The 26516-nt window shown below is 43.8% G+C and carries 27 protein-coding genes and 1 pseudogene; 7 read left to right on the forward strand and 21 right to left on the reverse strand.

All coding sequences use genetic code 11. From position 1 onward, the window contains the following. The 4 genes and pseudogenes from ACX0G7_RS21990 to ACX0G7_RS22005 form a co-directional block, all read right to left on the reverse strand. A pseudogene (locus tag ACX0G7_RS21990) lies at positions 1–524 on the reverse strand (glucuronyl hydrolase); the annotation flags it as partial. Positions 525–579: 55 nt separating this feature from the next. Next, on the reverse strand, positions 580–1488 hold the full coding sequence (gene moaCB / locus ACX0G7_RS21995) for a bifunctional molybdenum cofactor biosynthesis protein MoaC/MoaB (protein WP_458925681.1): 909 nt from the start codon (positions 1486–1488) through the stop codon (positions 580–582). A 2-nt stretch (positions 1489–1490) separates the two neighbouring features. After that, positions 1491–1931 (reverse strand): molybdenum cofactor biosynthesis protein MoaE, encoded by a 441-nt coding sequence (locus tag ACX0G7_RS22000; protein WP_458925682.1) that lies wholly within the window; start codon positions 1929–1931, stop codon positions 1491–1493. A gap of 65 nt (positions 1932–1996) precedes the next feature. Continuing rightward, positions 1997–2266, reverse strand: a complete 270-nt coding sequence (locus ACX0G7_RS22005; RefSeq protein ID WP_458925683.1) for a MoaD/ThiS family protein — start codon at positions 2264–2266, stop codon at positions 1997–1999. Between the two features lie 90 nt (positions 2267–2356). Here ACX0G7_RS22005 and ACX0G7_RS22010 point away from each other — a divergent pair, with 90 nt between their 5' ends. The 3 genes from ACX0G7_RS22010 to ACX0G7_RS22020 all read left to right on the forward strand — a co-directional run bounded on the left by ACX0G7_RS22010 (position 2357) and on the right by ACX0G7_RS22020 (position 5699). Further along, positions 2357–2692 carry a hypothetical protein gene (locus ACX0G7_RS22010; protein ID WP_458925684.1) on the forward strand — a complete coding sequence of 112 codons (336 nt, stop codon included), beginning with the start codon at positions 2357–2359 and terminating at the stop codon, positions 2690–2692. Positions 2693–2761: 69 nt separating this feature from the next. Then, positions 2762–5071 (forward strand): TonB-dependent receptor, encoded by a 2310-nt coding sequence (locus tag ACX0G7_RS22015; RefSeq protein WP_458925685.1) that lies wholly within the window; start codon positions 2762–2764, stop codon positions 5069–5071. Between the two features lie 64 nt (positions 5072–5135). Beyond that, positions 5136–5699: a hypothetical protein gene (locus ACX0G7_RS22020; protein WP_458925686.1), complete on the forward strand. Its 564-nt coding sequence runs from the start codon at positions 5136–5138 to the stop codon at positions 5697–5699. Positions 5700–5848: 149 nt separating this feature from the next. Here ACX0G7_RS22020 and ACX0G7_RS22025 read toward each other — a convergent pair whose 3' ends face one another. The 5 genes from ACX0G7_RS22025 to ACX0G7_RS22045 are packed head-to-tail and all read right to left on the reverse strand — an operon-like array spanning position 5849 to position 9032. Further along, entirely contained in the window at positions 5849–6250 is a 402-nt protein-coding gene (locus ACX0G7_RS22025; protein ID WP_458925687.1) for a Dabb family protein, read from the reverse strand. Between the two features lie 42 nt (positions 6251–6292). Then, the gene (locus ACX0G7_RS22030; protein WP_458925688.1) at positions 6293–6901 is read right to left on the reverse strand and encodes a nucleotidyltransferase family protein; all 609 of its coding nucleotides are present in this window, start codon (positions 6899–6901) and stop codon (positions 6293–6295) included. After that, positions 6901–8040, reverse strand: coding sequence for an XdhC family protein (locus ACX0G7_RS22035; protein WP_458925689.1), 1140 nt, complete (start codon positions 8038–8040; stop codon positions 6901–6903). The genes ACX0G7_RS22030 and ACX0G7_RS22035 overlap by 1 nt, the downstream gene beginning before the upstream one ends. A 47-nt stretch (positions 8041–8087) precedes the next feature. Continuing rightward, positions 8088–8750 carry a YdcF family protein gene (locus ACX0G7_RS22040; RefSeq protein ID WP_458925690.1) on the reverse strand — a complete coding sequence of 221 codons (663 nt, stop codon included), beginning with the start codon at positions 8748–8750 and terminating at the stop codon, positions 8088–8090. 48 nt (positions 8751–8798) lie between these two features. After that, entirely contained in the window at positions 8799–9032 is a 234-nt protein-coding gene (locus ACX0G7_RS22045) for a hypothetical protein (RefSeq protein WP_458925691.1), read from the reverse strand. A 164-nt stretch (positions 9033–9196) separates the two neighbouring features. Here ACX0G7_RS22045 and ACX0G7_RS22050 point away from each other — a divergent pair, with 164 nt between their 5' ends. Next, complete coding sequence (locus tag ACX0G7_RS22050) at positions 9197–9664, forward strand: Dps family protein (RefSeq protein ID WP_458925692.1); 468 nt, start codon at positions 9197–9199, stop codon at positions 9662–9664. A 38-nt stretch (positions 9665–9702) separates the two neighbouring features. On the opposite strand, the gene ACX0G7_RS22055 is transcribed toward ACX0G7_RS22050, so the two are convergent. Beyond that, positions 9703–12033, reverse strand: a complete 2331-nt coding sequence (locus tag ACX0G7_RS22055; protein WP_458925693.1) for a S8 family serine peptidase — start codon at positions 12031–12033, stop codon at positions 9703–9705. A gap of 292 nt (positions 12034–12325) precedes the next feature. Here ACX0G7_RS22055 and ACX0G7_RS22060 point away from each other — a divergent pair, with 292 nt between their 5' ends. The 3 genes from ACX0G7_RS22060 (at position 12326) to ACX0G7_RS22070 (ending at position 15614) form a co-directional block, all read left to right on the forward strand. After that, positions 12326–13582 carry a putative DNA modification/repair radical SAM protein gene (locus tag ACX0G7_RS22060; RefSeq protein ID WP_458925694.1) on the forward strand — a complete coding sequence of 419 codons (1257 nt, stop codon included), beginning with the start codon at positions 12326–12328 and terminating at the stop codon, positions 13580–13582. After that, positions 13582–14340, forward strand: coding sequence for a TIGR03915 family putative DNA repair protein (locus ACX0G7_RS22065; protein WP_458925695.1), 759 nt, complete (start codon positions 13582–13584; stop codon positions 14338–14340). The genes ACX0G7_RS22060 and ACX0G7_RS22065 overlap by 1 nt, the downstream gene beginning before the upstream one ends. Positions 14341–14426: 86 nt before the next feature. Further along, entirely contained in the window at positions 14427–15614 is a 1188-nt protein-coding gene (locus tag ACX0G7_RS22070; RefSeq protein ID WP_458925696.1) for a YdcF family protein, read from the forward strand. 57 nt (positions 15615–15671) lie between these two features. Here the strand turns inward: ACX0G7_RS22070 and ACX0G7_RS22075 are convergent, their stop codons facing one another. The 11 genes from ACX0G7_RS22075 to ACX0G7_RS22125 all read right to left on the reverse strand — a co-directional run bounded on the left by ACX0G7_RS22075 (position 15672) and on the right by ACX0G7_RS22125 (position 26251). Continuing rightward, the gene (locus tag ACX0G7_RS22075; protein WP_458925697.1) at positions 15672–16421 is read right to left on the reverse strand and encodes an SET domain-containing protein; all 750 of its coding nucleotides are present in this window, start codon (positions 16419–16421) and stop codon (positions 15672–15674) included. 111 nt (positions 16422–16532) lie between these two features. Continuing rightward, positions 16533–17321: a GIN domain-containing protein gene (locus ACX0G7_RS22080; protein ID WP_458925698.1), complete on the reverse strand. Its 789-nt coding sequence runs from the start codon at positions 17319–17321 to the stop codon at positions 16533–16535. 162 nt (positions 17322–17483) lie between these two features. Continuing rightward, positions 17484–18620, reverse strand: coding sequence for an acyloxyacyl hydrolase (locus ACX0G7_RS22085; RefSeq protein WP_458925699.1), 1137 nt, complete (start codon positions 18618–18620; stop codon positions 17484–17486). Positions 18621–18780: 160 nt separating this feature from the next. Beyond that, complete coding sequence (locus tag ACX0G7_RS22090; RefSeq protein WP_458925700.1) at positions 18781–19410, reverse strand: class I SAM-dependent methyltransferase; 630 nt, start codon at positions 19408–19410, stop codon at positions 18781–18783. A gap of 135 nt (positions 19411–19545) precedes the next feature. Beyond that, entirely contained in the window at positions 19546–21705 is a 2160-nt protein-coding gene (locus tag ACX0G7_RS22095) for a peptidase domain-containing ABC transporter (RefSeq protein ID WP_458925701.1), read from the reverse strand. A gap of 226 nt (positions 21706–21931) precedes the next feature. Continuing rightward, the gene (locus tag ACX0G7_RS22100; protein ID WP_458925702.1) at positions 21932–23074 is read right to left on the reverse strand and encodes an HlyD family secretion protein; all 1143 of its coding nucleotides are present in this window, start codon (positions 23072–23074) and stop codon (positions 21932–21934) included. A 75-nt stretch (positions 23075–23149) separates the two neighbouring features. Then, positions 23150–23653, reverse strand: coding sequence for a CPBP family intramembrane glutamic endopeptidase (locus tag ACX0G7_RS22105; protein ID WP_458925703.1), 504 nt, complete (start codon positions 23651–23653; stop codon positions 23150–23152). A 2-nt stretch (positions 23654–23655) separates the two neighbouring features. Beyond that, on the reverse strand, positions 23656–24144 hold the full coding sequence (locus ACX0G7_RS22110; RefSeq protein WP_458925704.1) for a CPBP family intramembrane glutamic endopeptidase: 489 nt from the start codon (positions 24142–24144) through the stop codon (positions 23656–23658). Positions 24145–24253: 109 nt separating this feature from the next. Continuing rightward, entirely contained in the window at positions 24254–24448 is a 195-nt protein-coding gene (locus ACX0G7_RS22115; RefSeq protein ID WP_458925705.1) for a hypothetical protein, read from the reverse strand. A gap of 10 nt (positions 24449–24458) precedes the next feature. Further along, positions 24459–24626 carry a hypothetical protein gene (locus ACX0G7_RS22120; RefSeq protein WP_458925706.1) on the reverse strand — a complete coding sequence of 56 codons (168 nt, stop codon included), beginning with the start codon at positions 24624–24626 and terminating at the stop codon, positions 24459–24461. A 389-nt stretch (positions 24627–25015) separates the two neighbouring features. Then, a complete protein-coding gene (locus ACX0G7_RS22125; protein ID WP_458925707.1) occupies positions 25016–26251 on the reverse strand; it encodes an isocitrate dehydrogenase (NADP(+)) in 1236 nt (411 codons plus the stop codon). Positions 26252–26516 lie beyond the last annotated feature (265 nt).

The raw sequence follows: 26516 nt of genomic DNA on the forward strand, positions 1-26516 counted from the left end.
ATGTTATCAATGATCACCGGGTACGCCCACTTGCCGTGATCCCATGACTTTATCGTTTGTGTCTTAGCGTTATACCTTGTCATCAGGGATTTTGCAGAAGTGATAAGGACAGGTATGTAAGATGAATCCTTTAATATTCTCAAGCCATTGCCGAAACTGCAATACATCATAAAGCCGAGATCATGGGTTCCTTTATTATCCTTTTCTTTTTCCAGGATTTTCAGCTTTCTTAATGCTTCCTGTTTGAGTGAATCATGACGGGTAAATTCAAACATCAACAGTAATGAGCCCGGATAAAATCCACTGCACCACCAGTCACTCTTACTGGTGACTGCCCGGTCAAGATCCGGAGCATAACTTCTTGGAAACAGGTTGTCCGGCGTTTTGGTTCTTAATAGCATGTACTGATCGGTGCCGGTCCTGAACTGGTATTCTATAAACTGGCGGGGGAGGCCGGGTTTACGCTGGGCTTGAACATGAATCACTATAAAGCTGAGCAAGGAGAACAAAAGCAAACGTATCATAAGTATGAATTTATCAGGTCCGGCCAGTGATGTAAGAATACCGGACCAGGATCCGCTAATGGCGCAAGCCATCTGCGACCCGGAAAATATGAAAAATATATGGGAACAATGCGTTCATTGTTTCTTCAACACCCTTGGGTGAGCCAGGCAAGGTTATCACAAGCGTATTATTGATAAAGCCGGCAACCCCGCGGCTTAGCATGGAATAAGGTGTTCGTTGCTGTCCATAATTCCGGGCAGTTTCCATGATCCCGGGAATCGACACAGTCAGTAAAGGAAGAATTGCATCAGGTGTGTTATCACGTGGGGATAAACCTGTTCCACCTGTGAAAATAACGAGATTATAATGTTCCTCCACCAGCTTTCTTGCCATTGCCTGGATACCGTCAAAATCATCGCTGATTACCTCGTACCTGGAAACATCGACTTCAAATGTTTTAAGCTTGTCGACTATTTTATGGCCACTAAGGTCTTCACTTTTGCCTGCTGACACACTATCTGAACATACGATTACGGCGCATCGCAGATCGGGGGCCATATCTCCCTTGAATGTAGTTTTCCCACCATGTTTGGAGGCAAGTTTTATTGTACCTATCTCCACTGACTTGTCAATGGGTTTAAGCATATCATACATGGTCAACGCCGTGATGGCGGCCCCGTGCATAGCTTCTACTTCAACACCTGTTTTATAAATAGTATGAACTTCTACCTCAACTTCAATTTCAAGGCCTTTTATGTTGTGCCTGATGGCGGTAAACTCAACTGGCAAGGGATGACAATCAGGAATCACATCGCTGGTTTTTTTTACAGCAAGTAATCCTGCAGCCCTGGAAAATTCAAAGAGATCACCTTTTGGAATTGTTTTTCCTATTATGCGATCGATGGTAGCCTGGGAGGATACCTTCACAACTGCCAATGCTACTGCCTTACGAAGACTCGAAACCTTTTGCGTGATATCAACCATTCTTAGTTATTTATTTTCCACTGATGCGTTTCATCTTCAAAAAGTTCCTTACCCCAGACAGGTAGTTCGGCCTTGATCAATTCAACCGTTTCCGAACATGCATCGATGGCTGATTTCCGGTGTTTTGACGAAGTAAACACAAACAGGCAAATTTCACCGGCTTCAACAGTACCGAGGCTGTGATAAACATGCATACATGTTAACGAATACTTGCCAAATACCTGCTCGCGGATCTCCTGCATCTTCGCCAGGGCCATGTCCTCATAGGTACTGTATTCAATTGCTCTCACCCTGTTTCCCCCGATTTCATCGGCCCTCACCTGGCCGAGGAAAATACTATGTGCCCCGATATCAGTTTTGGACTGATGTTTTGTAATAGAGGAAGCAATAAAATCCCCGGTGATCTTCCCTTTAACAAAAATGTTTTTTAGTTTTTCGGCCATCTCTTCCTTTTGATACAATTTTTAAAAATGAGGCACCTGCTGTCAGCCACCCGCTTAATGCCGGTTTAACCACCCGAAAACGGGGGCAAAAAAGCGACCGAACTCCCCGGCTTCAAAGCAACATCGCCGTCGATAATTACAGTGTCCACCGCGATATTGAACACAATGTCAGCAAGTCTCGGAAAGCGCTCCAACAGCATCGCTTTCAGCTCTTTTGTGCTGGTATCTCCGGGTCCGGGAAATTGTCCGTTCAGGCCACCCGTTTCCCCTACAGTCAACTCGCCGCCTCCCGCAATTTCCGCCAGTTGTCCAAAAAATAAAACAGTTATAGCCATTATCAATGTTGTATCTGCAAATGTAAATCCTTTAGGGTGGTTTTTATTTTATTCAACAGAAGCTGTATATTTGCAACATTGTAACAAAAGATGCCGGTTAAGGGATACACATATAAGTTAAGAGCGATCCTGGTTTTGGTAGTGTTCGGGCTGAGCCTCCTGCCACGGCAGGTACTTCATAATTTTGTTACCAATCACAAGCACGTCAAATGGACAAGTAACCAGGGTGAGGCACAAGTCTCAGCCGAAACATTTAGTTGTAGTGCTGACAATCTTTTTTTACAACAGACTTATAATAACAATCCCCAGCTTTTTACTGCACACTGTCCGCTACTCATCGCCCCGGATCACGGGACATATGTTTGTCTCCGGGATTCTGATGAAATGGATCTTAGTTTTCTTCGTGGTCCCCCTGCAATCGTCTGATGAAGTCACTTCCCTGATTTGGTCTCTGCATGACGCGGAAACCTGTTTCTAATTTTACATTTTACACGTGTGCGTTACTTACTAATAGTTTTTCTGCTTTGCGGCAGCTGGTCACGTATCAGTGCACAGGATTGTAATATTACCCTGAAGGGCCATGTCGAAGATTCTGATACAAAAGATCAACTTGGCGGGGCTACGGTGAACATCATGCCCCTTAACCTTGAAGTCACGACTGACGAAAACGGTGATTTCGCTTTTACGAAATTATGTCCGGGTACGTATGAACTTTATGTTACGCATGTCGGTTGCGAACCTGTCACACAAAAAGTAACAGTCGCAAAAAATACCCATGTGGACCTTTTGTTGCCGCATCTTAAGAATAACCTGCAGGAAGTAATTGTTTCCGGTACAAAACAGCTGGCTAATACAGGATTCAAACAGGAACTTTCCGGCGCGCGTCTTGACCAGGCGAGTGGATTGTCCCTGGCCGAGGCACTGGCGAAACTCAACGGGGTCACCATGCTTCAGACAGGCTCAACAATTGCGAAACCAATAATCCATGGGTTACACAGTAACCGGATTCTGACAATAAACAATGGGGTGAGACAGGAAGGGCAGCAGTGGGGTAATGAACATGCGCCGGAGATAGATCCGTTTATCGCAGACAAACTCATTGTGATCAAGGGTGTCGATGAATTGAAATACGGATCTGATGCGATAGGCGGGGTGATACTTGTCGATCCAAAATCCCGCCGGTATCTTCCCGGCCACCATGGGGAGATCAACACCGTCTATTTCACCAACAACAATGAGTATGTAGTCTCTGGTGTTTATGAACAGCAACTGAAAAAAGTGCCTGCTTTCAGTTACCGCCTGCAGGGTACTTTTAAACGGGGCGCAAATGTCCGGACACCTGATTACCGGCTAAACAATACCGCTATCCAGGAAGAGAACTTTTCAGTAACGGCCGGCTGGAAAAAAGAACACTATAACCTCGAAGCTTTTTATAGCCAGTTCCATACCAGGGTCGGGATATTCACCGGCTCTCATATTGGTAACCTGACAGATCTTATAGAAGCCATCGAGGCCCCAAAGCCCGATGATATATACCTGAATGAAAAGGGTTACTCGATCGAAAGGCCAAACCAGGAAGTTACCCATCGTTTGTTTAAACTCAAATCCAACCTGTATAAAGGAGCAAACAAGTTTCAACTTACCGTAGCTGCCCAATACAATGAAAGAAAGGAGTATGACATTGTGAGAAGCAGTACTAATGTGAGGCCCCAGCTTAATCTCGACATTCTTACGCTAACGGAAGATTTATCCTGGGAACACCCTTCTGTTTTTAATCTTAAAGGAACGGCGGGAGTTTCTTTCATGCAGCAGGATAATTCTTATACAGGGCGTTACTTTATTCCGTACTACACTTCAGCAACCTATGGTGGTTACTGGATTGAAAAATGGAAAAAAGACAACTGGGATATACAGGCAGGCATAAGATATGACTATAAGGCATTTTCTACACAGCGCCGAAGGAACAGTGTATTGACATCATACGATTTTGATTTTTCAACCCTGGGGGCATCACTCAACACGGCATATACCATAAGACCAGATATGCATGTCAATGTTAATCTTTCTCATGCGAGCCGTGCCCCTCATGTGAATGAACTGCTGAGTGACGGTATTCACCATGGTACCGCCACCTATGAAGTGGGTGATATCAACCTTTCTCCCGAGAAGTCGTATAATGTAGCAATCGGGTTTGATTATGCAAATCCTGCGCGGACATTTACTGCAGAGCTTTCATTATATAATAACTATATCAGGGATTTTATTTACCAGCAACCAAAACCGGATGACCCGGTTCTTACGATTGCAGGAGCTTTCCCTAAGATTGTGTATGAACAGACAGATGCCTTGTTAAGAGGACTTGATGCGGCACTCAGCTATCGCTTTTTAAGCAGGTTCGCGCTCAATTCTAAAACCTCAATATTGAGAGCATACAACAAACGGATCGATGACTGGCTGATATTGATGCCGGCTGACAGAATTTCGAACGAACTGGTCTACACATTCAAGGGCAACACACACATCAGTGAACCTTATATCGGCGTTGAATTTGCAAATGTTTTCAAGCAGAGCCGCGTGCCTGATGACAAAAACGGCAGGCAGGATTATAAGGAACCGCCGCCGGCATATAACCTTGTAAATCTTAATGGGGCTGTTACTATGCGGTTTGGTAAATACCCTTTTACGATTGGCGCCGGCGTTCACAATTTATTGAACACAAAATATCGCGACTATCTGAACAGTTTCCGTTATTATGTTGACGAAGCGGGAATAAACGTACAGATCAGGCTGAAGTTTACTTTCTGATTTCAGTATCCTGATCTACATTAATTAATATTCGTTTCAGGATTTAAAATTTAAAACTCAAGGCATGAAAAAGTATTTTAAGAATGTTTTTACAGCAGTCGGATTCATGTTAGTCCTAAGTGCTTGCAGCAAAGAAGTTGCTGAGGAAGAAAATGACAATGAAGTGGTGACCACCCTTGAACTTCATATTATGGATCGGGTGACCCTGAATCATATCATTTATAAATTTGATGACCCGGATGGGTTCGGCGCCGGTTCAGCTGCACCAGTGATTGATGTGATCAGGTTATTGCCAAATAAAGTGTATGATGTCGAACTGAAGTTATTAAACAAAACCGCGAATCCCATACAAGATGTGACTGCCGAAGTAGAAGAAGAGGGAACGGATCACCGTTTTTATTATCTGCCTGCTGCGGGTTCTAACATCACGGTCAACAATTTTAGTAATGATTCAAACGGAGTTCCGGTGGGAATCATGAGTACCTGGACCACAGGAGCCAAAGCTAATGGCAAGATCCGTATTTTGCTCAGACATTATCCTAATGGTTCAAAAGCTACCGAGGATCCATTTGACAGTCCAAAGTCAAGTACAGATGTCGATACAGAATTTAATACAGTGGTTGAATAAAGGAATGCCAGGAAGCAGGTTCAACAATAAAGTCCGATACATAAATGTGAGGGACCTGGTTCAATGGTTATAAATAAAAACAGCCATCCGTTCGCACGGATGGCTGTTTTACTATTCGGAGGATGTTTTAAGTTTTCCCGGATGAACGTTTATTTTACCCAATAGTCCACCACCGTTACTTTGTCGATATGCGGTCCGGCAATTTTGGTGAACTCAACATGTTTTGGATGAATGAGATAAGCGTCACGATCCTTTTCGCTCGCAAATGTAGCGAGGAAACAGTGGGTAAGCCCCTGGTTCAGATTTTCGGGGCTGTTATTCATACCCCACTCAAATGACTTGATCAAAGGAATAGTTTTGGAAAGGCCTGCGAAAGCGGTCTCAACCTTTGCAATATCTGCAGCAGATGAAGTTTCCTTGAATTTAAACATTACTACATGTCGTAATGCTTTGCCCGTGGTTGACGATGGTGTTGTTTGTGCAGCCACCTCTCCTGCATTCGTAATTGCCATAATTGTTATTGCGATTAATACTGGGAACACTTTTTTCATTTGAGAATTCTTTTAATAAATATAGGAAATATATGCCCGGCTTCAGTTAATCTTGTTCCGGATCGAATCAAATTGTTCAGGAGTATCAATATCGATTTCACCTCCCGGCAGGGGCAAGCTTGCAACCTGCTGTTCGTGCGTGATGATAATATCTTTTGCGCCTTTATCTGTTTCGAGATTGAGGAGGTCTTCGAAAAACATTTCATCAAAAAGGGCAGGGATACCTATTGCATCCTTATACGCGGATGCTACTATTGGCTTGTGGGATTCGGCTTTGTGCGTTATCATCGCATGCAGGTGCCCGCTGTTTACAAACGGTTGATCAGCTGCCATGATAATGACTGCCTTCGTGTTCGGATACAGGTCAAGGATAGACTGCAATCCTACAGCAATTGAAGTACCCATGCCTCTTTTCCAATTCTCGTTGAACACAGATATACCCGCAACATTTGGCACCTGTTCCTTTATTATATTAGCGTTTGCTCCCAGCACAACACAAAGCTTGTCGCCTGCTACGGCTGAAGCTGTCTGCACTGCGCGTTCCAGTAGTGTTGCGTTTTCATAGACCAGGAGTTGCTTCGGCTCACCCATGCGGCTCGATTGGCCGGCGGCCAGTATGATAATTGCAAAATCAGGAATGCTGTTCATCATTATCGAAGGGAATTAGTGGTACCGTGAATTGGCTCAGTTTTGTTCCGGAGTTTTGTACCATATTTATCGTTCATGACCGCGTTGATCTCAGCACAAATCGAAAGCGCGATCTCTTCCGCATTTTCAGCCCCGGTGTCCAGACCCGTTGGTCCATGTATTTTGTCAAGCTGCTCACTGGTCAGTTGCTTGTTTCCTTCTTCCTGTAACTCTTCCAGCATTTTGATCGTTTTTTTTCTTGGTCCCAATATGCCAATATATTTGGTCGGAGTTTCAAGTAATCGTTTCAACAGATCAAGATCATAGTTATAGTTATGCGTCATTAACAGGAAAACTGTCCTGTTATCGGTTACTATCTCCTCAAGAACCTTTGATGGTTTTGTGACAAGAACCCTGGTGGCAGTGGGAAAACGGGCAACAGTGGCGTAGTTGGTTCTTCCATCTGCGATGGTGGTATCCCAACCCATGGTGTTGGTTATAGAAGCCAGCGGCAAAACATCATTGCCTGCACCAATTATTACAACCGACAAAGCAGGCAAAGCAAGGAAAAACAGGCAGTCGAATTTCATTGCCAAAAACTTAGGGACGATAATAGATTCTCCTTTAGCAAGTACCTCTTGAGATCTGTCGCGTAATAATTCAAGTTCTGAATTGTCCGCCACGGAAGATAGCTCGTTGCCACTATGCTGCAGTAAATATCTTGTCCCTGCAGATTTTGATTTACGATCTTCCAGCGAAAAAAGCGTTACGATTACCGCCGGTTCTCTCGCGGTAAATATTTGTTCAATAAGCTTTATCGGGTTGAAGGGGTCACTTTCTATTATCGGTTCGATCATTATCTGGATGATGCCATTACAGCCAAGACCGATTCCTATCTTCATATCGTCTTCATCACTTGTATCGTAAGTAACTACAACCGGGTTAGCATTCGCGATAACCAGCAGGGCCTTCCGCAAGGCATCTCCCTCGAGACAACCCCCACTGATCGCGCCTGTCAGCATGCCATCCTCAGTGATCAGCATACGGGCCCCTGGCTGGCGGTATGAAGAACCGTCGATGTGAACAACTGTCGCCAGGGCGGTGCGCTTGTTGTCCTTTACCGCTTGTTTATGTGCCTTCACTATTTCTCTCAGCTCTTTCATAGTTGTTATGTGTTATCTGGTTAATCACTTCTTGATCTGTACCAACGCTAATCTTTCATCAGGTGTTTGTTGAAACCGGTCTTTATCAGTGACTCGCATGCTGCCCATACTTCGTCAGGTATTTCCTGATAGATCTGAAAACCCCTGGCAGGATACAACTTGATTCTTTGCAAATCACCAACCATTATATTGATCACTTTCTCGATTGGAATTTCTTCGTTTGGATAATCTTCAAAAGGGATCTGGGGAGAAGTAACCAGTAATTGTTTTTCGGGCCAGTTTTTTTTAAACGTGGCATAACTTCTTCTTTCCATGTAGGGTTTCTGGACCAGTAAGAAAGTCTCAGGATTCAGACCTTGTTGCTGAAGAAGCTTTTGTGTGAATTGGATATTTTCACCTGTGTTTGTGGATTTATTCTCCCGTAAAATTACATTTTCCGGTACGCCCATTTCAATGGCCCTTTCCGCGAACAGATCCGCTTCCGAGCTGGTCCAGGTTTCCTTTGTAAAATTTCCGAGACCCCCGGAAAAAATCAGCAGGGGGGCATAACCCTGCAGGTACAATTCAGCGCCGCGTTCAGCCACACGTAGATCATGACTACCAAGCACAAGTATGCAATCGGACTTTTGGGGTTGATGATTCATAAGATGATAGTCCCAGAGTAACCGGGCCTTTTCAAGAATACTGGCTGTCAGGATAGATGTGAGCATTTATTAGTTTTCTGTTTCGTGATAGAGTTAGTCCCACCCGGACTTGCATTACTCTGTTTGAATATATTTGTACACCGTTTTCTTATAAGCGGAAAGGTCCGGCAGGGTAGTAAAATGCTCAAATGGAATGAGTTTTCCCATGCTATTTTTCCGGGCAAGGTGAACAGTGACCCCGTTCACCAATGTACTTTTGGCTTTTTGAAAGATGATATCGAGCTCCTGTTTATCGTTAATCATCTGGAGCTCTTCAACCCGGCCCACATCAATGGTAAAATCCTCCATGAACGCAATTTAACTATTTTAAAAAAGAAAAGATCTGCTTTTCCTTCTGCATCTTTGTGTCTAAACCAGTGCTTTCTGTTGCAGATATGTTCAGAAATTTTTGAAATGATTTACTTTTAACAGTGCAAGGGCGCATGTCTTAAAAACTCACTAAAACCAACATAATGATAAATCAAATCGGAATTGAGGATTCGAAAGCAAAAGAACTGGCAGCGAAACTTAACCTCCTGTTATCGGACCTGCAATTATTTTATATCAACGCAAGAGGCTTTCACTGGAATATCAAAGGAGATAAATTTTTTGAATTGCATTTGAAATTTGAAGAGTTATATACAGATGCATTAACCAAAATCGATGAGGTTGCTGAACGGATACTCACCCTTGGCTATAAGCCGCTGCATTCCTTTTCTGACTATTTAAGCAATGCCAATCTCAAAGAGATCACGGATGTTTCCGATGGAAATAAGGCGGTCCAGGCTGTATTGGATGGTTTCCGTATACTGCTGGATGACGAGCGCGAATTACTTCATCTTTCATCTGAAGCAAATGACGAAGGCACTAACGCACTGATGAGTGACTATATCAGGGAACAGGAAAAGTCAGTATGGATGTATTCCGCCTACCTGAAATAGACAGACACACGTTATGCATTAGCTATATATAGACCATGTTATGCATTAGCGATATAGACCAATGCAAAATCCTGCGGGCCCTGTGGTACATTGGCAGCTATTACTTCGATTTTCCATTGACCCGTCGCCGGCTTATTGATCAACAGTGACTCTACATTGTTGTTGGCATCGAACATGACATTGCCATCTAACCCTGTATTCCCGGTAGATTTTTTCCCGTTAGGGGCAGTAACAACCAGGTTCAGATTATTCACCAGGGCACTGCCCGGATAATCGGTATATGCCAGAACAATTTTGAAGGGCACTTTCGCTGAAATTATCTTCACATTTATTGCAAATGATTCGCCGGTATTTAATGATTTTTTGGAGTCAAGAAAATAGGCTTTCGCCGGGCTCGCCGGGGCGATAATATTATCCAGGTTAATACAACCATAACCCTGGTGATTATCTGCCGGTGCTGTCGCTGCGCTGATGCCGGGCAACTTTACAGCTCCTGCTATCACAGCTGCCTTTAATAAAGCAGCTGTGGGGCTTGCGATCTTCTGAACAGTCCGGAGGTACTCACGGATAAGGGCAACCGCACCTGCAACCAAAGGGGTGGCCATGCTCGTACCTCCCATATGAAAGTATTGTTTGCTGGGCGGGAACGGTGCCCATGCCGTATTGTTAGCGGCGATCATCGAAGACCGCGTAGATAAGATGAATGTACCCGGGGCGACAACATCCGGCTTGATCCTTTTGTCGCGGGTAGGGCCCCGGCTGCTAAACGCGGCAACCTGTGTTGGCTTATCGGCCATCGGATCATTACTGATAGGAGGAACCGGGTAATCACCTGGCCACCAGGTACCATATTTTTCCGTGTTGAAGTTGATACGTTTATTCTCGCTCGCGCCAACGGTAATACAATTTTTTGCGGTGCCGGGGGAAGTAACACTCATGAGATTGATCTTTCCGTCACCATCACTATCTGTTCCATCATTGCCTGCAGCAACCAACACACAAAAATCTTTTTTGTTCCAGGTAAAAAGATCAAGCTGGCGCGATTGCTCATCATACTCACCCGGGTTCCCGCCTCCCCACGAGTTGGAATGTATTCTTGCTCCTTTCTGATACGCATAAGCGAAAAGCGTTTCGAGATTGGCAGGAATTCCCGCAAGAATATACCTGCCATATTCGGAGATATAAGAAGGATCCTTCCATTTCAACTCCTGCTCCACAGCCTGGAACACAAGTTTTGCTTTGTAAGCCAGCCCTCTCACAGGACCAACAATGCCGGTGAGCCCGGCTGAGTTTGTGCCATCGCCCAGCACTGAGCCGGCAACATGGGTGCCGTGACCGCTATCAAGATCCGCGGCGCCATCATCACCGCCGGGATTGGTGATATAATCACTGAAGTCAGCAGTTATCGGGTAGCTTTTGATAAAGGCAACCCGTTTTGCAAAGTCCTTATTTATCTTCACCGGATCTCCCGTATCAAGCCCTGTATCACAGATGGCGATCGTTTCGCCTTTTCCACTCAGGCCCAGGCTTTTTGCTCCGTTTGTTGCCATACTCAGCGCGGTTCCCATGATACCTGCTGCTACATCGTTGCTTGGTCGGTTTATGGCGCGCTCCCTGATTTTGCGTACTCCGTGTATTTTAGACAGGTCTTTTACCTGGCTCTTTTGCCCGGCGCTGCTTTCTTTCGATTCTACGATAAGCAGTTTGGATTTTGCTTCGTTTGCCAGGATTTTAAAGCCAAGTTTTTTAACTTCCTTTACAGCTTTTGCCGCATCATCTTCTCCAAAAAATTCTACCGTATATACTCCTTCGAGCAAACGGGTCCTGGGCAGCGGCTTCATACCAGGCGGGTTCATATTTTTGGTTTTTGCCTGCAATATGGTTTCTATCCGGGCCTCATAGGGAAGATGACCCGTCCATAGTACGAATGGAAGGTTAGCAATCCCCGCAATGGTTTCTTCCGTCGCCCTTACCACATAGGTAAAATCTGAATAGGGCGCCCTGGGCTCAGCGCCTGATTTTTTTAGTGTGTTAAGCCATTGTTTTTTTATCGGGCCAATAAACTGGACGAGAAAATGATGTTTTCCCGGCCCGAGGTTTTTTTCATCGGCTGCCCCATACGCAGGATGAGGTTCAGTAATACCCCGTTCAGTAATCCGTGGCCTGGAAGTATCAATATCTTTTAAACCTATGTCTATGTTGTACTGATTGCTCACGTCTTCGACAAGGTAGTCAGACTGAAGTGCTTTCAGTTGAGCAGGAGTGACCTCGGCGAGCAGGAAGCTATCATAATTTTCGAGTACCCTGTAATTCTTCCGGATCGTATTCTGGTCATCGCCGGAAACGAAGACTTTTACTTTAGTGGCCATATTCAGGTTATTTAAAGGAACAATTAAGCGATCGATTTGAAAGCGATCGGCATTCAACCAACAAACCACTCTTCACCGGTTCTCTAAATTTACGCTAACTACCGTTGAATCTGAAACAGTAATTCAAATCAACTGAAACAGTAATTGACATAGAGTGAAACAGTAATTCGAACCAACTTAATTATCAGCGCCCTCGTTCAATTGTTAATTCTGAAAAATACCGGGGGAAAAGACGTTATTTTTAGTAATTGTACTAAATTATTTAGTATTTTTATACTAAATATTTAGGTGGATGCAGGAAAGGACTCTGGAAAAATTAAATATTCTCGCAGATGCAGCAAAGTATGACGTTTCATGTTCCTCGAGTGGGAGTAAACGCTCAAATCATAACAAGGGAATCGGCGATGCGAAAGGCATGGGGATCTGCCATGCTTATACTGAAGATGGCCGCTGTGTATCATTGCTTAAAATCTTACTGACAAATTTCTGCATCTACGATTGCGCTTATTGTGTAAGCAGAAAAAGTAATGATATTAAACGTGCGGCATTTACAGTTGAAGAGGTAGTTGATCTTACCATAAATTTTTACAGGCGCAATTATATTGAAGGATTATTCCTTAGTTCAGGAATTTTCTCCAATGCAGATTATACCATGGAGAGATTGGTGAGAGTCGCTAAGAAGTTAAGGACCGAACACAAGTTCAACGGTTATATTCATCTTAAAACAATTCCGGGGGCTAGTCCGGAACTGTTGACTGAAGCTGGTTTGTATGCTGACCGGTTGAGTATAAATGTTGAGATGCCCACAGTGGAAAGTCTTAAACTAATGGCACCGGACAAAGACAGGAACGATATGATCCGGCCAATGGAATTTCTCAAAGAAGCAATCATTGAAAATAAGGAACATCAAAAAACACTAAAGAAGGCGCCGATGTTTGCGCCTGCAGGACAAAGTACCCAAATGGTTATAGGTGCCACTCCGGAAACGGATTGGCAGATCCTCATGATGTCAAAATACTTTTATCAGAAGATGCAGCTCAAGCGGGTTTATTATTCCGGTTATGTTCCCATCAGTAATGATAATCGTCTTCCTGCAATCGGCACCCCGGTACCCATGATGAGGGAAAACCGGCTTTACCAGGCCGACTGGCTCATGAGATTTTACGACTTTAAGGTGGAGGAAATTGTGACTGCGCAGGACCCCTTATTAGATGCTGAAATTGATCCTAAGCTGGCATGGGCGCTGAGAAATTTGCACCTGTTTCCGCTTGATATCAACAAAGCCGATTACAAATTACTTATGCGTGTGCCGGGGATTGGTGTCGGCTCTGCTATGAAAATCTACCAGGCAAGAAAACATAATAGTTCTCTGGATGAATTTCAACTAAAAAAGATTGGTGTTTCGTTTAACCGGGCAAAATATTTTATTTCGGGCAAATCAAACCCGCATCGGAAAGATTATACAGCAAATGAAATCAGGCAAAAGATTTTAAGCACTGCACAATCAAAATATCAAATCAATTTTTCACCCCAAATGAAATTGTTTTGATGACAAGTCTTGTTTACGACGGGAGCTTTAAAGGATGGTTAACTGCTGTATTCGAGGTATATGAATACAAGTTTTTAGATGCAGGTATTCAACCTGCACATTTATACCAGGGTGAGCTGATGTGTCAAAAGCATTGCGTCGTTACCGATGAGTCCAAATCAGCACGGGTGTGGAAAACACTTTCGGGCAAAATGACCCGCCAGACGCTGCGACGATTATATCATACATTTTTATCGGAGGAAAAACAGATTGAAAATGTTATGCTGGAATTTGTAAGGTATGTGCTTAAGACCAGGGTCAGCGTTGAAAATGATTTTGGTCATCCGGCAGTACTTAAGGTCCAGCAGATGGCTCGAAAGGTTTATCGCGAAAAACACCGCATGGAAGCGTTTGTACGTTTTCAGCTTACCAGTGATCAGACGTTTTATGCGATTGTACAGCCGGATTATAATGTGCTTCCGATAATTCAAACCCACTTTAAAGACCGGTATGCAGATCAACGGTGGTTAATTTATGACTCCTATCGCAGGTATGGCATTTATTATGATCTTAACCAGGTCACTGAGGTTAAAATTGATTTTTCTGATGATATGGCAGCCAGGCCGGATGCTGTTTACGATGAAAAAGAATCTATGTACCAGCAACTATGGCAACAATATTTTGCAAGCGTAAATATCAAAGCCAGAAAAAATACAAGGCTCCATATTCAACATATGCCAAAAAGGTACTGGAAATATCTCACAGAAAAAGCTATCTAGCCGGTTCGTAAATATTCCTGGTTCGGGTTCCCTCATGGTCCGGGAATTGCCTGAAACCTTATATTTATGAACTAAAATCACCGAACGTGAAGAAATTCATCTTGCCATGGGCCTGGTATGTTTTGGTATTTGGGTTTGTTTCTTGTCATTCACCCAAAAGATCACCATCAACAAGATTTGTGAAGGTCGACCTTACCCAGAAGGAGCGGTGGTTGACAGGTAAACTTCTTCCGTCGTTTGAGATGATGAACAATAATTCAGGTGCAGATGCTTCATTCACTAACCCTGCCCAACATCATGCTATCGTTGCAGCGATCAGTGAACGATATGATGCTGCTATTCGTGACTGCCAGGATGGCGAATGCATGGCAAAAGCATTTTCAATCACCAGTGATGAGATGAAACCGCTAAAGGAATCTGCAAAAAGATCCGGGAATGATAAAAAGATTTACAGGCAGGGAATGCAGGATGGTATCGCTGCCGTAAATTATATATTTGACGTATACCTTGCGGGTAAGAAACCACGCTATCCGAAGATTGACGCCGCTCGTTTTGCAAGTAACGATGCAGAATACCTGAACGCGGTGAAACGCGCGGTAAGTGAACTAAAGGGTAGAAGAGGTGCCAGCAATGCCTTTTATGGTCTGCCCTGGCTGACTGCCTTGAAAATTCTTGAGCTTAATGGCAGAGATGAAGCTGTCAGGTATGAGCCCCTCCCGGATCTGAACAAGGGTGCGTATAAAAAGGCCGGATCAACAGTTTGGGATAAATACGAGTACAGTGCAATACTGGTTCCGGGCCTGGGACCGCAAACATTAGATGTGCCGCTGGATCCGGGGGGAGCTAAACGCTGCGAGCTGGCGGCTTCACTATTCCGGAAGGGTAAGGCACCTTTTATCATAGTTTCAGGCGGTCATGTTCATCCTGATAGAACACCTTACAGCGAAGCGATAGAAATGAGAAAATACCTTATTGCAGAATTGAAGATACCACCTGAAGCAATTATAGCTGAACCATATGCCCGGCACACCACAACCAATATCCGGAATGCCTCCAGGCTTATATATGCATTAAATATGCCTGCCGGAAAGCCGGTGCTCGTGGCCAGTGATTTTTTTCAGACTATGTATATCCCTATGATGAAAAAACGATTCATGGATGAGCTAGGTTACCTGCCGTATAAAGACCTTTCGAAGGCCGGCGCGGGTAATATCTCGTTTGTTCCTGATATCAGTGCCCTTGAAATAAATCCCCTGGACCCACTGGATCCTTAGGCTTTCAACTGTGATAAGAAAGTTCACGAATCAGACCACACCGGTTGGCACGCAAGATCAGGCACGTCGCTTATAAACCTTTTCGACAACAGATTTCACCCGGGTTCGTTTTTCTCCCGCAATGTTCCTGGTTCTGCCAGATACAGAAGTTTTGGAACCCCTCTTTGTTGCCACTGAGCCCTTTGCACCTGAGCCTTTTGCGGCGGAAGCTTTTGCACCTGACCCTTTTGCGACGGAAAGTTTTTCGCCCGATGGTTTCCGGGCTGATGATTTGGCTGACTCTGCTCCCGGTATTTTTGATGAGCTTGATTTCCTGGTGGAAGATCTCTTTCTTGCTGCTTTTTCCCTCGCAGTCTTCTTTTTGGCTTCTCTTTCCTTGCTTGTTGCTTCTTTGGTGGCGAGGTTTCTGTTATATCGTATCACCTGCCAGTATTCAGGGCCATACGGAACCAGGAGTTCACTGCCGGCCTCGATATTTCTTTTTGCATGAATATAAACCCTTGTGCCTTCTTCAACATACTCACAGTTGTTGGTGATTCCTTTTACCCGGGTCAAACCCCTGGCGTCATTGGCATAACGCGCAATGGACTTTTTATCAGCCTTGGCATCGATGACATGACTACGTTTTACATAGTAGATATAACCATTGTCCCCATCTTCATGGTTAGCATCTTTCCACGCGGAGACCTTCCCGGTATATTCCGCGATTCGTGTGCCAGCCGGTATAAATTTTTTTGTAAAAAGTCCTTTGCCTGAACCAGGGATCGTAGAGGTTTTTACTACGAGGTAGTTTGGAGATATAGCCATGAATGATTCAATCTGATTTATGTTCCTGTCTAAAACACGAATATAAAACAAACTAATTCAGTCCCAAGATTTACCTTATTTTTTAATTCGATCATCAGGGTAGTCTTGATCTTATGGCAACACTATAAGTTTGCCGCTGCTATTCAAGGTAGAATTTATGACCGGGGTGCCCCGGTAAAAGACATCTCCTTTGTACAGAATCTTCGCTGTCAGCATTTTTGTAACATAGATAGTTGAGTTACGAATACTGCGGTAATCCATACCGATCTCTTCCGATTCAAAGTGTTCCAGGTCAACAGAACCGTAATCAGCGCAGTAAATGCTGGTGTACCGGCTCTTTCCCTTCAGCCTGATGTTTGCGTTTGCCATCCTGACAATCAGTTCTGTATTTCCCGATTCAAGCGATAAATCGATCGTTCCGATTCCGGTCCACGAATCAATAGTAAACTTCTCTGCTTTCCACGTGTTCGTTGATCTTACATCCCCCGCACCGTAGTAGGAGAGACGACTGAGACGAGACGAACGAACATACACATTGATTACATAGTCAAGATCACGTGACCACTTCAACTTGTTGTTATCGTTTATGATCAGTTTATTATCCAGGACAGCGAGCTTTATTTCTTCCATCAGATTTTCACCAGCCTCCAGGGAGACCTGTTCAACCGAATCATAGGTAAGGATCAGGTTGACTTTATCATTCAGTACAATCTCATTAAAGCTACCGACATTCACTTTTACCTTGCTCAGGTTCCCGGCGCCGTGGAACAAGCCGTTCTTTTTGCAGCCAGGCAGGATCACTGTACTAATTACTATCATCAACAGGAGAGGATAGTCGCTGATATTAGATAGCTTACTGATACTAATACCGTGTCTTTTATGGAAATTAAATGCTTTCATTTTTCTATTCCTGGTATACTTCTTTTTTCCTGGTGTACTTCTTTTTGATCCGGGTGTACTTCTTTTTATTCCTGGTGTATTTCTTTTTTATTCGTGGTGTACTTCCCGCATTTTTTTCAGGCCTTATCTTAGGGTTGTGTTCAAAAATCTTAGTCTTTTTTTCTAAAATATTTTATAGCCGACTCCATATTGAATGTAGTCCGCTTTGCCAAAATGTGCTTTTAATTGAAGGGAGGTCATCCATCGTTGCGAAAACCGGTACCTCAGTCCGATCACCTGGTAAAGCTGGTTGATCGGATAGTTGTTGTAAAAGTACAATCCGAGTTGCACGGGTATAGAGAGCCTGCCTACAAGATGCTCATACCCCGCATAAATACTGCCCTGCAATTGAAACGCAGATTTGTCGAATGTATAGGTGGGCGCTCCGTAAATTTCTTTACTCAATGAAGGATCATAACTAAAGTTTAAGCCGCCGGCCAACCGGCTTACCGGGCTAAGACTCCGTGTTAATTCGACATTCAATATCCGGACGAGCTGGACCTGGCTTTCCAGTGGATAGGTTTGTTTGAAAGCAAACGCTCCATGCAGATAAAGATTTGTGCTGCGTTTAAAATTTTTCCTACCGTATTGTGTTTCCGCTCCACTGAGTTCATCTGAGCTCAAAGCTGATCCGGATGCTTTTTCATATCGTATGCCGGCTGTTATGGCGGGTATGTTCAGACCCAGGTTAGGTAAACGCACGCTGCCATTTGAAAGATGAGTAAAGGCAAGGCCTGCATTTAAATACATATTTCGCATGATCTCCCATTCTGTTTGCAGCCTCAGGCTGATTGCAGCATTGAGATGAGTGCTTATCATCAGGTTTTTATAATTGGTCTCCTTATCATATGGTTTTTCGACCCATCCAAGACCGGCGCCAAGCCGGAAACTGGTAACTGATCGTTTTGCACGTAACAATGGAAAGTGGATAAACGGATAGAGGGCCGTGAGTTTCCCAAGATACTCCTTGCTCCCAAGATCGCCATACATCAAACCAATCCCGAGCCTCGGAAGATTACTTTCCCTTTCCCATTGGCGTCGTCCTGTTGTTTGTCTTGATATACTTAATTCCAACATCCTGGAATGATCATTCCTCAGGTATAGAGATTTTGGCTGGTTAGCAATAAAGAATCCATAAAATGCATTGAGACCCAGCGATGGGTTCGTCTTTATGGAATCATAACGGCCCTGGGATAGTAGCGCTGAGCTGTAAACAATCAGTATAAAAGAGAGACCAACAGAAACTTTCAACTTCAGCATATAACCGGTAATACTTGTCTGTTTATGAACGTTGATGTTGAATTAACGTCAAAAGAATTATTTATTGTTTTAACTATTGAATGTTTCAATCAACGATCTGATTGTGCGCTCCGACAGGGTTGATGAGATCAGCTGCATTTCATCAACCCGAAAAGCCGGATCAGTTTGCCTTCTGAAAGACAATAGCGAGAATACGGGGAATTTCATTTCTATCCGGAGTGTCAAAATATTCATTCATATCCAGGATTTTAAGCCCGGCCTTGCCCGCTGCCCGTGTAAAATCACTGATATGATGATTGAAGCAATCCACGATTTGCAGGCCGGCGCCGGTATCAAACCTCGCCTTTGTGCCTGTATATTGTTTAAAGGGATGAAGTTCTCCGAGATACAAATACCCACCTGGCTTAAGCACTTTCGAAGCTTTTTGAAATACAGGCTCAAGCAGCTCAATATGTTCAAGGACAAGGCTGAAACTAATAAGATCATACTGTGTTGATGCAAATGTCCAGTCTTTTGTTATGTCAGCACTTACGAAAGTGACTTTCGATGAGGTTATTTTTTCCCTGGCTTTGGCGAGCATTTCTATTGAAAGATCGACACCGGTGAGCGAATAGGACCTGTCCGCGAGCCACTGTGTATTTTTCCCGGTGCCACAACCTATTTCCAGGCAGGATTCAAAGCTGATATCATCAAGCATATTACGTAAAGCAATAGCCTCCAGGTCCCTGGTGTTATTTTTGTTGGAGTCGTACAGAGAGGCCCAAAAATCATAAGCTTGTTTGGCGTCCATGGTCGCTAGTTTTAGATTACCGCACAAATATACGCATTCGCGCAAATTCGGCGGGAATCCCGGCTGCGCCTGACATCAAAGCAGACTGCACCTACGTCAAAGCCGGCTGCTTTGATGATCCCCCAGCGCCTGACATCAAAGCCGGCTGCTATGATGATCCCACAGTGCTGCATACATGCCGTCTGCAGATAAAAGTTCCTCGTGTTTACCGCATTCAGCCAGTCTTCCATTTTTCAGGACCATGATCTGCCCGCAGTGTTTGATGGTGCTAAGCCGGTGAGCGATGATGATCAATGTTTTTCCCTTTGATGAAAACCAGGACAATGCTTCCTTCACCTGCTTTTCTGCAAGGGGATCAAGGCTTGAAGTAGCTTCATCAAGAATCAGTATCTCGGGATCGCGGTACAATGCCCTCGCTAAAGCAATCCTCTGTCGTTGCCCACCTGAAAAGTTCACCCCTTGCTCATTGATCATCGTGTAGTATTGGCGGGGAAGTGATTCGATAAACCCTTTCATGCCAAGTAATTCGCAGATGAAAACCAGGTGGTACATGTCGGGCTCAGCGTCCCCGATCGCAATATTTTCAATTATCGTTCCTGCGAAAAGATCTATATCCTGTGGTACCACTCCAACCAGTTTCCGGAGACTGGCGTTACTAACATGCCGCAGATCAATGCCGCCAATCGTAATTGATCCGTCTTGTAACGGATAAAGATTCTGAAGCAGGGCCATCAAGGTAGATTTCCCGCTACCGCTCTCACCGACAATCGCAGTACTTTCTCCAGCATGGATTACCAGGCTTAAACCATCAAATACAATTCCTCTTGTTCCATATCTGAAACGGATCCTGTCAAAAATGATATTTCCATTGTTTTCCTTTGTGAGTTCAATTTTTGGATCGGAGTTAGTTTCAGTTTCAAGATCAATGATCTCATACAGGCGATCAGCCGCTATCAGCGCATCCTGTATTTTTCTGTTAGCTCCTATAAGTGAGGTAGCGGGTGTTGTGAGATATCCGATCAGCGCATAAAATGATAATAATTCCCCCGGTGAGAGTTCGTTTTGTAAAACAAAATAACTGCCCGACCACAAAATTATTATCGTGAAAACCCTGGTGATGAGTTCGGAAAAATTACCGATTGCCAGCGCACTTGTTCCGGCGCTATAAATTGTTCTCAATAACCTGAGGAAGCTTGTTTGTGTTTTATTATTTGCTGAGTTTTCCAAACCGAACATTTTTATCGTTCCGGCGGAATTTAGGCTTTCCACCAGTTGAGATTCAAGTTCAGCGCTGTTTTCCATCAGCATTCGTTGTTGCTGCTTACTGAGTTTTTTACTGATGATGAATAAGATGATATAAAAGGGAATGATCGTCAACATCACCAGGGCAAGCTTCCAGTAATAAAGAAACATCAATCCCAGTGAGAAAAAGATGATCAGGATATTTACGACAATATCAAGGGCCACCTCGTTAACGAATGTCCTGATCTTAACCGCATCGTTGATCCTGCTCATAATTTCGCCCACCCGCATAGTATCAAAGAAACGCTGCGGTAAAGCGAGAATATGTTTGTAATAACCAAGTATCAGCCTTGAGTCTATATGCTGACCCGTTTGTAGCGCAAAAACAGACTTCAGGGTACCAATCGTAATCTGGAACAATAGCAGAACGATCATCACCACACTCAAAAGGTTTAACAATCTCAGGTTGCCTTCAACCAATACATGATCTATGATCTTCTGGACATAAATTGATGATGCCAGGCCAAGCACTGTAAAAACCAACGCACCAACCAGGGCCTGAAGCATCATCATTTTATGCGGCCGGATCAACTGCCAGAACCGGCTTAGATTTGAAACGCTGTGTTTACCGGTTGTAAATGTTTCAGCTGGCATCAACACCACCAGCACCCGGGTCCATTCCTGCATGAAGTGAAGCCTCGGGCGTTTCACTATCCTGCCTTCTGCAGGGTCCATGTAATACACATAGCGTCTGTTTACTTTGTACAAGACTACAAAATGCTGAAGCTGGTCCTTGATCAACAGGTGCATAATGGAAGGCAATGGAATCTTTAAAAGGCTGTCTTCATTACCTCTTGCACCCGTTGCCTGTAGCCCTATTTTTTCTGCAGCTTCAATCAGACCCAGAACATTCGTTCCCCTTTTATCGGTACCTGCCAGTTGCCTTACCCTGCTAACAGGTAACTCCAACTTGTAATGAGCGGCAACTGAACAAAGGCAGGCTGCTCCGCAATCCGTAAGGTCGCGTTGCTTTATCAGGATCTTCCTGTTCATGATTATTCTTGTATAAAAGGAAATAGTCTACCGACAATGACCTGCTGGCAATTACACGTCAAGGCGTCAATTCAGCAACACTATTGTGGATTCTAATTGGCCAGGTCATCTGGCAGGTTTGCCATTTCAGAAAGCTACCGGGTTCAGCTGATCCTCAACTTTGCCAATTTGCCCTTTCAGAAAGCTACAGGGTTCAGCCAACCTCAGGTTTGTCAAATTTGTCACTTCAGAAAGCTACAGGGTTCAGCCAATCCTCAACTTTGTCAAATAGCAACTGGGCTATGGTTCTCCGGGCAATGATAAACCTTGCCTGAAGCCTGAGACCTTTCTTCAGATGGCCACTATAACCATTTTTAAGCTTCATTGATTGTTGATTGAGTTTGCATCGCACCCTGAACACCGGGATGTTTTCAAGTATCGTATAGTCATTATCGATACTTATCACCTGGCCCCGGATGATGCCAAAATAATTATGATCAAAAGCCTCCACCTGGAAATGTACGGGCTGGTTAGGTCTTAAAAAACCGGCGTCTTTTGTGGGCACCATGCATTCAGCTATTAGTTTGGTTTCGGGCGACAATTCACACAACGATTCGCCTGCCACTACATCGCCGCCCACATACTTTGAGGCGAGGCCCATGATGATGCCTGAAACCGGGGCACGGATCTCAAAACATTCCTTTTCCCCGAGTGCCTGTTTTTTCCTCGCCCGGAGCTGAGAGACTTCCGATTTGAATTGTGAAAGTTGTTGTTGCCAGATACCGATTTGTTCATCCCTGAATGCTTCAAATGCAGCCAGCATTTTTTGGGATTCAATATCTTTATTAAAGTATTCGTTTTTGGAAATTACTTTGTCGGCCAGCAACAAACTATCAGATCGCAATTCCTTTTTAACTTTATTAATCGATGCTGCCTGGTCCTTTATTTGAAAAACGTAACGGCCCAACTGTGTTTGGTATAAGGGTGTGGAAAGGCTGAGCATGCTTATCCTTTCTGTTTTTCCGAAACCCGTAAGCAATTCGAGGTCTTCTATGAATTTGGTTTTTTGCCCCAGTTCGTATTCAATACTCTGTAGCTTAGTTTGCGTAATGTTGTCTTTCAGTGTCAGGATCACGCTGTCTTTTTCGACAAACTGACCTTCAGTTCGGTATAACCTTTCGATGATCCCGGGTATCCTTGAGCGAATAAATGTTCTTTCAGATTCGGGACGAATAATGCCGGGAGCCTTCACTGAAACGTCTACACTTATAATTGGCAACAGCAGTATGACAAGAGCTACCATGATGATAATGGCCCAATATATAGCGTTCGCATTTTTGTACGATAAATGATTTATTAAATCGACCTGGGGTAATGAAGATGAAGGCATGCAGGTTTGTTATAGTTGTTACCTCGATGCTGGGTTGTTGTCCGACCGGATTGTATCATTTCCATTTTTGCCTGTTCAGGGAGAAGAGGTCAGGATAAAATTGTTTACTAACATGGCAACAAGATTGAAGCCACCGTGGAATAATGACAGGTAAATAAAGGGCGACATTTCCTTTCGCCTGAATACAAAATACAATGTTCCTAAGGTGAGTCCTGATATAAAACCCGCTGCCATAAAGGTTATATTGGTGCTGTGCCATAATCCAAACAGGATGGCGGAAAATAAGACTGCAAGTATCTCGATCACAGTTAATTTTTTAAGAATTACACGAATAAGAAACAATTGAAAAATAAGCGTCTCAATGATGGGCCCGGCTATGATCGTAATCAATAGTTGTTTCCAAACGGGATCTCCCGCTGCGGCATGTTCAGTGTCCGTAGGCAAAAAATATAAAATAGATAACTGGCCCGTTATATTCACCGCAAGAAAAAATATAAACAACATCACCGGTCTTTGCAGGGATAATCTTTTTACCAGGTGCATGAAGCGGATATTAACTCCTTGTAACTTTCGCACCATGATCAATGCTGGTTTGGACTTAAGCTGTTCAATACAAATGCACATAGATTATACATGGAATGTGTTAATGTAACCCACCAGAAGGCCTCCACATTCTTTTCCACGAAAACCAGGTATAGAGTTGCATAGAGAAAGCCGATAAAAAATGTGACTACTATATAAGGTAGAGAGTAAATGTGCGTCAGCGCGAATCCGGTAGCGGATAATAAAACCGCGATCAACCTGTCTGATCTGATTGTACGCAATGTCAGGTTAATAATTCCGTGCTGAAAAATATAAGTTTCAATAACGGGGGCCACAATCACAACTGTGACAAAATGTTCCGCAACCGACCTGTATTCAAAACCACCCGGATGATCCCGAACAATGAAAACCGAAATAATAAACATGATAGCAAGCTGGAAGATCAGGGCAAACAGGAGGATAATGATCAACCGGTATGTTGCCAGCTTATTTATAAGAAAACTGAAGTGTTGGCTAACCCTTATCATAAAACAACCTTTCTTCAATGTAGCCAGTTATAAATAGGCTGAGCTGTGTATTACACCTTGGTGATTACAGGGATTTTAAGTATAGGCTGCCGGAGCAGCCTATATATTACTACTTCTTCAGGTTTGCAGGTAACGAAGCCTGGTACTCGGCTGCAGTCCTCGTAACTTCCTCAAAACACCTTACGGTTTGCCCGGCGACCCATCCCGCCCATTCCCAGAATGTGGCACCACCATTGATTTCCTCCATTTCTGAAACCTCCAGGGGCATGAGCCCTTCACTTAATCCACGATGATGTTTGTTCATAAAAACAGATTTAAAGATTTTCGTTATTGTATCCTTTTTTAAAACCACTGATTATTTCATCAGCATGCCTGATAGCTTCTGTGAAGATAATTTTCCAGATACTACCTCCATCCACCTGCTCGCACTCATCGTATCCGAGCTCCATCAATCCCATTTTTTGCAGTTCAACATGTTGCATGTTTTCAGATTTAATAAATTTCCAAATTACTCGTCTTGAGTATGAAGCGCAAACTTCACACAGGGCATACAGTATTCATCCCTCCTGGCTCTACCGATCCTTTGCCCGTTTGCAGTTGGTTGCTGCTGGCCTGGCAAGCCATTGCGGTTACCAGCCGCAGTATTTTTACACGCTTCGCTTCGATCAGCTAAACTTAAACAGCTATGCTATTCGATCGCCCAATAAAATTACTTTGGGAGTCAGCTTATCCAACCGTGTTTAGAGGAGATCTGAGGTGTATTTTCACTACCATAAGGCAATGAAAAACCCGGATCATGATCTGATCCGGGTCAAGCAATTAGCGCCGGCCTTTAAGCAACGCTTAAAAGCACAAGCCGTTATTATTATATTTAAAGATTGACTTTCTTCTTAAGATTTTCGTCGATCGCTTCGAGGAACTCTTCTGTGTAGAGGAAGTGTTCTCCGTGTTTCACCTTATTTCCATGAATACATACGGCCAGATCCTTTGTCATCTTTCCGCTCTCAACAGTTTCAATACAAACTGCCTCAAGTGCGTTACAAAAGTCGATCAACTCCTGGTTGCCATCCAGTTTACCGCGGAAGGCAAGACCACGGGTCCATGCGAAAATTGACGCGATCGGATTTGTAGAAGTTGGTTTTCCAGCCTGGTGATCCCTGAAGTGCCTGGTGACAGTACCATGCGCAGCTTCTGCCTCCATTGTTTTACCATCGGGTGTAACCAGTACAGAGGTCATAAGTCCTAAAGATCCGAAACCCTGGGCCACTGTATCGCTCTGAACGTCGCCGTCATAATTTTTACATGCCCAGACAAAGTTGCCATTCCATTTGAGGGCACTCGCCACCATGTCATCAATCAGACGATGCTCGTATACGATCCCTGCTTCATCAAATCTGGTCTTAAATTCCGACTGGAATATATCTTCAAAAATATCTTTGAATCTTCCATCATATTTCTTGAGGATGGTATTTTTTGTCGAGAGATACAAGGGCCATTTTTTTGCAAGCGCAATATTAAAGCAACTGCGTGCAAATCCGATGATGCTTTCATCCGTATTATACATACTCATCGCCACTCCATCTCCCTTGAAATTATAAACTTCAAAAGTCTGTGGTTCGCCCCCGCCTTCAGGGGTGAATGTCATTGTGAGTTTACCCTTGCCTTTAATTACGGTATCTGTTGCCCTGTACTGATCGCCGAAGGCATGACGTCCGACAATGATCGGTGCCGTCCAGTTGGTAACCAGCCTTGGAATATTGTTAATGACGATAGGCTCACGAAATACTGTGCCGTCAAGAATATTCCGGATAGTACCGTTGGGTGATTTCCACATTTGCTTAAGGCTGAATTCTTCCACCCGGGCCTCATCCGGGGTGATGGTGGCACATTTGATACCAACACCATACTGCCTGATTGCATTCGCGGAGTCAATGGTAACCTGGTCATTGGTCTGATCCCGGTATTCAATACCCAGGTCGTAGTATTTGATATCTACCTCGATGTAAGGCAAAATCAGCTTGTCCTTGATAAATTTCCAGATTATTCTTGTCATTTCATCGCCATCCAGTTCCACTACCGGATTTGCTACTGTAATTTTTTTTGGCATCGGTCTTCGATTTTTAATAAAAATAAAGTCTGCAAACCTACGTTAATTTTACTTTTTGCCAGCTGTTTTTCAATGGCCTGGGACATCCGGCATCCAAAGGTTAGGTATATTGCAGGATACACCGTAATATCACCTCCCGGATAGATTACAAAAATTTGCCATGGAGTCGGGGAACTGGATAAGAGTTTACCCCGATATTGTTTTTATGAATACTTTTATATTAGTTTGTTGAAAACATGGATACAATCGAATAATTAAATATATT

The organism is Flavitalea antarctica (assembly GCF_054461535.1).